Source organism: Actinosynnema sp. NPDC023658 (genome assembly GCF_040639995.1).
GTDB lineage: Bacteria > Actinomycetota > Actinomycetes > Mycobacteriales > Pseudonocardiaceae > Actinosynnema.
Window position 1 is genome coordinate 1 of sequence record NZ_JBFAAX010000262.1, and the last position, 7,998, is coordinate 7,998.

General features: G+C 73.1%; 9 protein-coding genes. 2 read left to right on the forward strand and 7 right to left on the reverse strand.

Annotated elements, in window-relative coordinates; translation table 11 throughout:
- Positions 1–48 precede the first annotated feature (48 nt).
- Positions 49–1,047 (reverse strand): hypothetical protein, encoded by a 999-nt coding sequence (locus tag AB0G02_RS23030; RefSeq protein ID WP_360797530.1) that lies wholly within the window; start codon positions 1,045–1,047, stop codon positions 49–51.
- Between the two features lie 131 nt (positions 1,048–1,178).
- Between AB0G02_RS23030 and AB0G02_RS23035 the strand changes: the two genes are divergently transcribed.
- Positions 1,179–2,678 carry an alpha/beta hydrolase gene (locus tag AB0G02_RS23035; RefSeq protein WP_360797531.1) on the forward strand — a complete coding sequence of 500 codons (1,500 nt, stop codon included), beginning with the start codon at positions 1,179–1,181 and terminating at the stop codon, positions 2,676–2,678.
- Positions 2,679–2,691: 13 nt separating this feature from the next.
- On the opposite strand, the gene AB0G02_RS23040 is transcribed toward AB0G02_RS23035, so the two are convergent.
- The 3 genes from AB0G02_RS23040 to AB0G02_RS23050 are packed head-to-tail and all read right to left on the reverse strand — an operon-like array spanning position 2,692 to position 5,403.
- Entirely contained in the window at positions 2,692–3,345 is a 654-nt protein-coding gene (locus tag AB0G02_RS23040) for a response regulator transcription factor (RefSeq protein WP_360797532.1), read from the reverse strand.
- A 28-nt stretch (positions 3,346–3,373) separates the two neighbouring features.
- Positions 3,374–4,957, reverse strand: coding sequence for a GAF domain-containing protein (locus AB0G02_RS23045; protein ID WP_360797533.1), 1,584 nt, complete (start codon positions 4,955–4,957; stop codon positions 3,374–3,376).
- 47 nt (positions 4,958–5,004) lie between these two features.
- Positions 5,005–5,403 carry a pyridoxamine 5'-phosphate oxidase family protein gene (locus AB0G02_RS23050; protein WP_360797534.1) on the reverse strand — a complete coding sequence of 133 codons (399 nt, stop codon included), beginning with the start codon at positions 5,401–5,403 and terminating at the stop codon, positions 5,005–5,007.
- Between the two features lie 95 nt (positions 5,404–5,498).
- Between AB0G02_RS23050 and AB0G02_RS23055 the strand changes: the two genes are divergently transcribed.
- Positions 5,499–6,353 carry an arylamine N-acetyltransferase gene (locus AB0G02_RS23055; RefSeq protein WP_360797535.1) on the forward strand — a complete coding sequence of 285 codons (855 nt, stop codon included), beginning with the start codon at positions 5,499–5,501 and terminating at the stop codon, positions 6,351–6,353.
- A 30-nt stretch (positions 6,354–6,383) separates the two neighbouring features.
- Here AB0G02_RS23055 and AB0G02_RS23060 read toward each other — a convergent pair whose 3' ends face one another.
- The 3 genes from AB0G02_RS23060 to meaB all read right to left on the reverse strand — a co-directional run.
- Positions 6,384–6,893: a hypothetical protein gene (locus AB0G02_RS23060; RefSeq protein ID WP_360797536.1), complete on the reverse strand. Its 510-nt coding sequence runs from the start codon at positions 6,891–6,893 to the stop codon at positions 6,384–6,386.
- Positions 6,890–7,081: a hypothetical protein gene (locus tag AB0G02_RS23065; protein WP_360797537.1), complete on the reverse strand. Its 192-nt coding sequence runs from the start codon at positions 7,079–7,081 to the stop codon at positions 6,890–6,892. Before AB0G02_RS23065 ends, AB0G02_RS23060 begins: the two co-directional genes overlap by 4 nt.
- The coding region (meaB, locus tag AB0G02_RS23070; RefSeq protein ID WP_360797538.1) for a methylmalonyl Co-A mutase-associated GTPase MeaB at positions 7,078–7,998 on the reverse strand (921 nt) is incomplete at its 5' end. The genes AB0G02_RS23065 and meaB, both read right to left, overlap by 4 nt.

Here is a 7,998-nt window from a genome sequence, read left to right on the forward strand (position 1 = left end):
CCCGGCCACCGGCTCCCGGAGGACGTCGGGAAGGGGCGCGGACGACCGTCACAGGTACTTGTTGGCCAGCTCCGAGTACTCCTTCTCCAGGTCGTCGGCCAGGTAGGCCACGTACGCCCACGGCACCTCGTGCACGTGGTCCCGCATTCCGAGCAGGTGGCGCTTCGCCCGCGGCGCGTCGTCGGCCAGGGCGAACGCCGCCGCGAACAGGTTGTGGGCCTGGAGCGAGCGCGGGTGGGGCTTGTTCGGGGTCGAGTCCCACTTGTCCGCCGCCGTCGCGATCTCCTCCCGGTGCCGGGTGAAGTAGCGCATCTTCAAGCTCGCGATCTTCAGCGCCGACCGCGCCTGCACGGCGTCCTCGAACTGCTCCAGGAAGATCTCGAAGTGCGCCAGCGGCAGCATGGCCACGACCGGGTCGCCGGGAGGTGCGGCGTCCACGCTGCCCTGCGCGAACGCCATCATCTCCTCGGCCGACCCGCCCCACTTGGCGGCGAGGATCTGCAACCGGGTCCAGTGCGCCGGGTACAGCGACGCGCACCGCGCCACGATCTCCCGCCACACCTCGTCCTTCTGGTCGCGGTCCACCTGGAGCCCGAGCCCGGCGGTCTGCAGCTGCGCCCACGGCACCGCGTCGCGCGGCAGGATCTTCGCGGCCTCGTGCAGCGGGCCCACGGCCTTGCGCAGGGTGCCGAAGAAGACCTTGAACCGGTCCTTGCCGACGCTGTCGGCCCGCCCCGAGCCGCGGATGGCCCACGCCTCCCGGATGAACGCCGTGCCGGCCAGCAGCCACAGGTCGGGGTCGGTGTTGTTCTTCGCCAGCTCCAGCAGCTCGTCGGCGTGGCCGATGGCGTGCTCGCCCAGCACCTCGACCCGCAGGGCCCGCACCTCGGGCTCGTCGCGGCACTCCGCGAGCACCGTGGTCGCCGCCCTCAGGTGACCCGCGTCCATCTCCTCCGCCGCGATGTCCAGGATCGCGTCGTCGTAGGTGTGGTCCCGCACCACCTCGCGGGCGACCGCGGCAGGCCGCTTCCTCCGGAAAATCCCCACTCCAGCGACCTTACTTTCCTCCGAGCCCGAGTGGCCTAAGTCTTTCGTAGAGCCGAACAGGGCCTTTCTGCGGTTGTCCCCAAGCGTACGTGCGCGGTGGGGTGGAGGCCTCGACAGGAGGGGGAAATCCGATGCGAGGACGAGTGGCCGCCGCCGTGTGCGCGGCCCTGATCGGCGCGGCGCTGCCGGCGTACGCGCAGGCCCGGGCGGGGGACCCGCGGCTGGACCAGACCATCACGTGGGCGGCGTGCGCGGACATCGAGGGCCTGGAGTGCGGGACGTTCCAGGCGCCGTTCGACTGGCGCACGCCGTCGGACGGCCGCAAGATCACCATCGCGGTGAGCAGGCTCAAGGCGCGCGGGGGCGAGGCCAGGGGTTCCGTGCTGACCAACCCGGGCGGTCCCGGCGGCCCCGGGCGGACGTTGCCGCTGCTCTACACCGGCCGCACGAAGCTGGTCGAGGCGATGGACGTCATCGGCATCGACCCGCGCGGCACGGGGGCCAGCACGAACACCACCTGCGGTGGCTTCGACTGGCTCACGCTGACCGACCCGCGCGACCGCAGCCGGGCCAACACCGAGCTGCTCTACGACGCCGCCGAGCTCCAGGCGAAGGCCTGCCAGACCCGGTCCGGCGAGTTCGGCAAGGTGGTCAACACCGAGCAGACCGTCCGCGACCTGGACCTGCTGCGCCGGCTGCTGGGCCGGGAGAAGATCAACTGGATCGGCTACTCCGGCGGCACCTGGATGGGCGCCTACTACGCCACCTACTTCCCGGACCGGGTGGACAAGTTCGTGCTCGACTCCAACACCGACTTCACCGGCACGTTCCAGGACGTCTTCGACAACTTCGGCTACGGCTTCGAGCGCCGGTTCCGGGTCGACTTCCTGCCCTGGGTGGCCCGGTACGACAGCCTCTACCACCTGGGCACGACCGCCGAGCAGGTCCGCCAGGCCTACGAGACGACCCGCGCGAAGGTGGCCGCCGACCCGCTGTCGCTGCCGAACGGGTTCGTGGTCGACGGCGTCCAGCTGGACGTCATGCTGATCCAGGCGCAGTACAGCAAGCGGGCGTTCCCGGACGCGGCGGCGGCCCTGGCCTCGGTGAACCGGGCCGTCACGACCGGCGTGCCCACGCTCGCCACGTACCCGGACGCGCAGAACGCCACCTTCTACGCCATCACGTGCAACGACACCGAGTTCCGGCACAACCGGGCCACCCTGGCGCTGGAGGCCGAGCGGCTGGGCAGGCGGTACCCCCTGGCGGGCTACCTCCAGATGCTCGCGCCGTGCGCGTTCTGGGACCGGCCGGCGCTGCGGCTGGAGAAGCCGACCGGCAGGGGCGTGCCGCCGATCCTCATGGTGCAGTCCGAGCGCGACCCGGCGACGCCGCTGGAAGGCGCCCAGCGGGCCCACCGCGACTTCGCGGGCTCACGGCTGCTCACCGTGACCGACGAGGGCGACCACGGCGTCTACGGCTTCGGCAACCCGTGCGTGGACGACGTCGTGGAGGCGTTCATCGTGGACGGGAAGGTGCCGCCACGGGACCTGACCTGCCCGGGGATGCCGCTGCCCGACCCGACCGCGCCCACCGCCGCGACCGCGGGGCCGCTGGTCGCCTGGCCGCTGTGAGCACCGCGGCCGCCTAGGTCCCGGCGCCGCCGGCCTGCCGCCTGCGCGCGGCGTACACCCCGGCCTCGGTCCGGCGGTCGAAGCCGAGCTTGTGCAGCAACGAGGAGACGTAGTTCTTGACCGTCTTCTCGGCCAGGAACAGCCGGTTCGCGATCTGCCGGTTGGTCAGGCCCTCGGCGATCAGGTCGAGGATCCGCCGCTCCTGCGGGCTCAACGCCGCGTAGCGCGGGTCCTCGACCGGTCCGCCGCGCAGCCGTTGCAGCACGGTCGCGGTCACGCCGGAGTGCAGCAGCGAGCCGCCCGCGGCCAGGGTGCGGATCGCGGACACCAGGTCGTTGCCGGAGACCTGCTTGAGCATGTACCCGGCCGCGCCCGCCATGATCGCGCCGAACAGCGCCTCGTCGTCCGAGTACGAGGTCAGCATCAGGCACGCGGGCGGCGGCTGGACCGTCGACCGGATCTCCCGGCACACGGTGACCCCGTCGCCGTCGGGCAGCCGCACGTCGATCACCGCCACGTCCGGCCGGTGGAACGCGGCGGCGGACACGGCGGCGGCCGCGCTCTCCGCCTCACCGACGACGTCGATGTCCGGTTCGACCGCCAACAGCTGCTGCAGACCACGCCGGACTATCTCGTGGTCGTCCACCAACAGCACCGAGATGGACATGGCCCTCCCCACCCGCGACTCAGAAGCCCTACCCCGAGACCAGCGGCACGCGCCACGTCAGCGTTACACCACGGCCCTCGGCCGACTCGACCTCGCACGTACCGTCCCACCTAGCGGCCCGCGCTGTCATGTTCACCAGACCACCGGTGTGCCGGTCGCGACCGGACGGCAGGCCGGCGCCGTCGTCGCGCACGACCAGCCGCAGGTCCGTCGCGGACCGGTCCACCACGACCTCGACCTCGACGCGGTGCGCCGACGCGTGCCGGGCGGCGTTGGCCAGCGCCTCGCGCAGGGTCGCCAGCAGGTCCGGCCGCACGTGGTCGGGCACCACCGAGTCGATCGGCCCGTCCATCGTCAGCGCCGGCTCGAAGCCGAGCAGCCGGGTCGACTCCTGCACCACCTTCATCAGCTGGGCGCGCAGGTCGGCCGCGCCGGCGGGCGGCTCCTGGAGCGAGAAGATGGTGCGCCGGATCTCCCGGATGGTCTGGTCGACCTCGGTGACGAACTCGGTCAGCCGCTGCGCCACCACCGGCTGCTGCACCAGCCCGTTCATGCTCTGCAACCCCAGGCCGAGCCCGAACAGCCGCTGCACGACCAGGTCGTGCAGGTCGCGGGCGATCCGGTCGCGGTCCTCCAGCACGGCCAGCCGCCGTCCCGCCCCGGTGGCCCGGGTGAACTCCAGGATCAGCGCGGCCTGCCGGGCGAACGACTCGACCAGCGCCACGTCCGAGGCGTCGAACGCCCGCGCGTCGCGGGCCCGTGCCACCATCAGCACGCCCAGCACCCGGTCGCCCGCGGCCAGCGGCACGACCACCACCGGGCCGATCCGGTCGACGTCACCCGGCAGCCCGTCGAGCACCTTGGCCTTGCCGGTGTCGAACACCTCGTGGAGCGGGCCGCCCTCGGCGGTCGCGTCGAACCCGTGCAGCCGGCCCTCCAGCACCCGGACGGCCAGCTCGCCCTGCACGTCGGGCAGCGCCAGCAGCGCGTTCGCGCCGTCCGCGGCCAACCGTGCGCGCACCGCCACCAGGCGCAGCGCGTCCCGGTCCGGGGCTCCGGTGAGCAGCGCGTTCGTCACCTCGTTGGACGCGCGCAGCCACACCTCGCGGTGCCGCGACTGCTCGTAGAGCCGCGCGTTCTCGATCGCGATGCCCGCCGCCGCGGCCACCGCCACCACGATCTCCCGGTCGGCGCGCGTGAAGTCGGACCCGTCGGCCTTGTCGCTGAGGTAGAGGTTGCCGAACACCTCGCCGCGCACGTGCACCGGCACGCCCAGGAAGCCGGGCTCGGACGGGTCGAACGCCGTCGCCTCGACGCCCGGCCGGCCGAGGTCGGCGTCGTGGTGGCCGTCGCCGTAGGTGAACTCCAGCAGCTGCCGGTTCGGCCCGACCACGGCCAGCGCGCCGTAGCGGGCGTCGACCAGGCCGCACGACGACTCGACGATCCGGCGCAGCACGTCCGGCAGCGACAGGTCGCTGGCCAGCGACACGACCGCGGTCAGCAGCCGGTGCAGCCGCTCCTGCGAGACGACCGCCTCGGCCGTGCGGTCGGTCAGCTCGCGGAGCAGGCCGTCCAGTCGCACCGCGGCGTTCGCGTCCGGGGTTCCGGCCACCCGAGACCACCCTCCCGGTCGGAGGTGTCCGAGGTTATCGCCTTCCCCTAGGGGATGCGACGCCCCGTCAGCACCTCGAGGTCGACCACCAGGTAGTGGTCGCCGCGGCCGTACCCGCGCGAGGCCAGCGGCAGCTGCTGGAGCCTGGCCAGCCGCGACGCCTCCTCGACCTCGGTCACGTGCCCGACCGCCATCACCGACCAGCCGCGGGACAGGTCGGGCGCGATGTCGTCGATCTGGAACGCCACGATCGTGTCCCTGGAGGCGAGGGTCGCGCTGCCGTGCGGCACGCGCAGCACGACGCACTCGCCGTCGAGCACGAACACGACGGGGTGCACCACCGGCAGCGCCTTGTCGGTGTAGACGAGGCGGCCGACGGCGGCCGTGTCGAGCAGCTCCAGGCACTCCTCGCGGGAGAGGACCTGCAGCCCAGCGGAGTCGTACATCGCACCTCTTCGTCCCCCAGTGACTGGGATAAACGTTCGGCTCTGCGCACGTCCTTGCCTAGAGTCGGAAGTCCCGGCTTCGACCTCCCACCCGGATGGGGGCTTCCCACGTGCGCTCGTTCGACGTATCCGAGTTCCTGCGCCGCCTCGGCCTGACCGAGGCCGAACCGCCCGGCGCGGCGGCGTTGACCCGGCTCCACCAGGCGTTCGTCGAGCGGGTGCCGTACGAGACGGTGGAGATCCAGCTCGGCCGCGTGACCTCGATCGACCCGCTCGACTCGGTGGCCCGGGTGCTGGCCGGCCGGGGCGGCTACTGCTTCCACCTCAACGCGGCGTTCGCCGAGCTGCTGGTCGCGCTCGGCTACCACGTGCGCAAGCACCCCGGCGGCGCGCAGATGACGCCCGCCGACGAACCGGCCATCACCCGCAACCACCTCGTGCTCACCGTGCGCGACCTGCCGGACTCCGACGTCCCCTGGCTGGTGGACGTCGGTCTGGGCGACGGCCTCCACTCGCCGTTGCCGCTGCGCGAGGGCGAGCACCGGCAGGGGCCGTTCACGTTCCGGTTGGGGCCGTCCGAGGTCGCGCCGGGCGGCTGGCGGCTGCGGCACGACGTGCGGGGCAGCTTCCACGCGATGGACTTCGCCCCGGACGAGGTCGGCATGGACCACTTCGCCGAGCGGCACGTGGACCTGTCGACGTCACCCGAGTCGGGGTTCGTCCGCACGTTCTGCGTGGAGCGGGCCGACGCGCGCGGCTGGGACGTGCTGCGCGCGCTCACCCTGTCCCGCGTCGAGGAGACGACCACCAGGACCGTGCTGGAGGACCGGGCCGACTGGTTCGCCGCCCTGGCCGACGTCTACGGGCTGGTCATCGCCGCCGAGGACCGCGAACCGCTGTGGCGCAAGGCGGTGTCCCAGCACGAGGCCCACCTGGCCACGACGGCGTGACGCTCCCCGCCGCCTGACCCCGCCGGCCGGCTAGATCCCCGCGGGGTGCGGCACGACGCCCCCGTAGATCTGCGGCGCGTGCCGGCGCAGCGCCAGGTCCAGCATCTCGCCGCCGAGGTCGTCGGCCAGCTGGACCCAGTGGCCGTACTGGGTCCTCGGGATGCTGCGGTACGTGGCGGAGAACGCCTGCGGGTCCCTCGGCTCCAGGTGCAGCCACAGCGACGGCTTGGGCCCGTTCGACCTGGCCAGCGCCACGCCGGACAGCTCGTACCAGGGGACCGCCCACGTCGTGCCCTTCTCGTCCCAGCGCAGCCCCTGCGGCTCCACCACGAGCCGGCGCACGCGGGCCTTGCGCCGCCAGACACCGCCGCCGATCAGGCCGCCGAGCGCGACCAGCGGCCCGATGAACATCGCGGCCAGGTGGCCGTCGGCGTAGGCCAGGAACATCAGCACGACGCCGAAGAGCGTCAGGCCGAGCTGGACCGCGAGGGCGACCCGCCGCTCGGTCCGGTTGCCGAAGGGAATCTCCACCTCGTTCATGACAGCCCCACCGTGAACCCCCCGTCCCGCACACCTCGGCACGACTGCGGCGCGGGCCCGAGCACGACCCGTTCCACCACCGGCGGCAGGTCCGGCCGCACCGCGACACCGCGCAGCGCACCGGACACCGCACCGCCGACGATCACCCTACGGGTGCCGCCCGTGCCGACGTCCACCACCGGCGTCATGCCCCCACCCCCTCGACCAGTCGATCAGCCGCAGCGTAGGGGTCCAGCTCACCCGCCACGACCCGTTTGGCCAGGGTTTCCAGCGCGGAACCGCCGCGCAGCCCGCCGATCCGGGAGCGCAGCCGCTCCAGCGCGATGGCCTCGACCTCGGCCGCGGCCCTGGTGGCGCGGCGTCGCTCCAGCTCACCGCGTTCGACGAGCCAGGCGTGGTGGGCGTCGACGGCGTCCACCACCTCGTCCAGCCCTTCGGCGCGGGAGGCGACCGTCTTGACCACCGGGGGCCGCCACAGGCCACCCTCCCGGTCCCGGCGGCCGAGCGAGATCACGTGCTTGAGGTCGCGCGCGGTCCGGTCGGCGCCGTCGCGGTCGGCCTTGTTCACCACGAACACGTCCGCGATCTCCAGGATGCCCGCCTTCGCGGCCTGGATGCCGTCACCCATGCCGGGCGCGAGCAGCACCACCGTGGTGTCGGCCAGCGACACCACGTCCACCTCCGACTGGCCGACGCCGACCGTCTCGACCAGCACCACGTCGCAGCCCGCCGCGTCGAGCACGCGCAGCGCCTGCGGCGTGGCCCAGGACAGGCCGCCCAGGTGGCCGCGGGTGGCCATGGACCGGATGAACACGCCGGGGTCGGTGGCGTGCTCGCCCATCCGCACCCGGTCACCGAGCAGCGCGCCGCCGGAGAACGGCGACGACGGGTCCACGGCCAGCACGCCGACCCGCCTGCCGCGCCTGCGGTAGGCCGCGACCAGCGCCGAGGTGGACGTGGACTTGCCGACGCCCGGCGCACCCGTGACACCGACGACCCTCGCGTTGCCGCAGAACGGGGCCAGCGCGGCCGCCACCTCGCGCAGCTGCGGGCTCACGTCCTCGACCAGCGAGATCAGCGAGTCCTCCGCGGCGCGCTCGATCGT

Coding starts and splice junctions, on each gene's coding strand:
- AB0G02_RS23035 (WP_360797531.1), top strand. CDS start 1,179: ATGCGAGGACGAGTGGCCGCCGCCGTGTGCGCGGCCCTGATCGGCGCG.
- AB0G02_RS23040 (WP_360797532.1), bottom strand. CDS start 3,345: ATGTCCATCTCGGTGCTGTTGGTGGACGACCACGAGATAGTCCGGCGT.
- AB0G02_RS23050 (WP_360797534.1), bottom strand. CDS start 5,403: ATGTACGACTCCGCTGGGCTGCAGGTCCTCTCCCGCGAGGAGTGCCTG.
- AB0G02_RS23055 (WP_360797535.1), top strand. CDS start 5,499: ATGGGGGCTTCCCACGTGCGCTCGTTCGACGTATCCGAGTTCCTGCGC.
- AB0G02_RS23060 (WP_360797536.1), bottom strand. CDS start 6,893: ATGAACGAGGTGGAGATTCCCTTCGGCAACCGGACCGAGCGGCGGGTC.
- AB0G02_RS23065 (WP_360797537.1), bottom strand. CDS start 7,081: ATGACGCCGGTGGTGGACGTCGGCACGGGCGGCACCCGTAGGGTGATC.